The sequence below is a fragment of the Clostridium yunnanense genome, from assembly GCF_016595795.1.
Classification (GTDB): domain Bacteria; phylum Bacillota; class Clostridia; order Clostridiales; family Clostridiaceae; genus Clostridium_AR; species Clostridium_AR yunnanense.
Genome location: NZ_JAENHN010000014.1, coordinates 1 through 893, shown reverse-complemented (window position 1 = coordinate 893; position 893 = coordinate 1). Strand labels below are relative to the sequence as shown.

The following is an 893-nucleotide window of genomic DNA, read 5'->3' as shown; positions in this document are numbered from 1 at the left end:
CGGAATCGATGTTTCTTTCTCTTCCTCTAGGTACTTAGATGTTTCAGTTCCCTAGGTTTACCCTCCTGTCGCTATGTATTCACCACAGGATACGTAGGGTTACCTACGTGAGTTTCCTCATTCGGAAATCTTTGGATCACAGGCTATTTGCGCCTACCCAAAGCTTATCGCAGCTTGTCACGTCCTTCTTCGGCTCTTGATGCCAAGGCATTCACCATGCGCCCTTTGTAGCTTGACCTAATGTCGTGTCATTATAACCTGCGCATTACTTCATCACCTTACTCACTACGCTACTCACTTACCTGAAGTAAACTCCGCTGCTCGTTCGTCGGTTTATCGTTCTGCTTGGTTCTAATGCCACTCCTAATCTGCTGTACAAGTATTTTTCTGGACTCAAAAAAAAGTACATTGCATACTGTACGTTTGGACTATAGATATATATATCTAGCCCGCAGATCATTGACTGATTTTAATACTAGCGTGTATTTTATTCAGCCCTTTATATTACAAAGAATAGTAAATATCTTTACTTTAACTTATGTGCAATTTTCAAAGAACAATCAGAGATACTTGGTATCTCAAAATTAAACAGAGAGAGATATTCTAACCAGAATTCGTGTATATTAAGTCTGAAATGCATCAGTACTTAATAATTTCTCCATAGAAAGGAGGTGATCCAGCCGCAGGTTCTCCTACGGCTACCTTGTTACGACTTCACCCCAATCGCTGACCCTACCTTCGGCTACTGCCTCCCTTACGGGTTAGCACACAGACTTCGGGTATTGCCAACTCTCATGGTGTGACGGGCGGTGTGTACAAGGCCCGGGAACGTATTCACCGCGACATGCTGATTCGCGATTACTAGCAACTCCGGCTTCATGTAGGCGAGTTTC

At 43.3% G+C, this 893-nt stretch carries 2 rRNA genes; both read right to left on the bottom strand.

Annotation, left to right across the window (positions count from 1 at the left end):
• A 23S ribosomal RNA gene (locus JHL18_RS05890) occupies positions 1–238 on the bottom strand; the annotation flags it as partial.
• A 426-nt stretch (positions 239–664) separates the two neighbouring features.
• Positions 665–893: ribosomal RNA gene (locus tag JHL18_RS05885) — 16S ribosomal RNA — on the bottom strand; the annotation flags it as partial.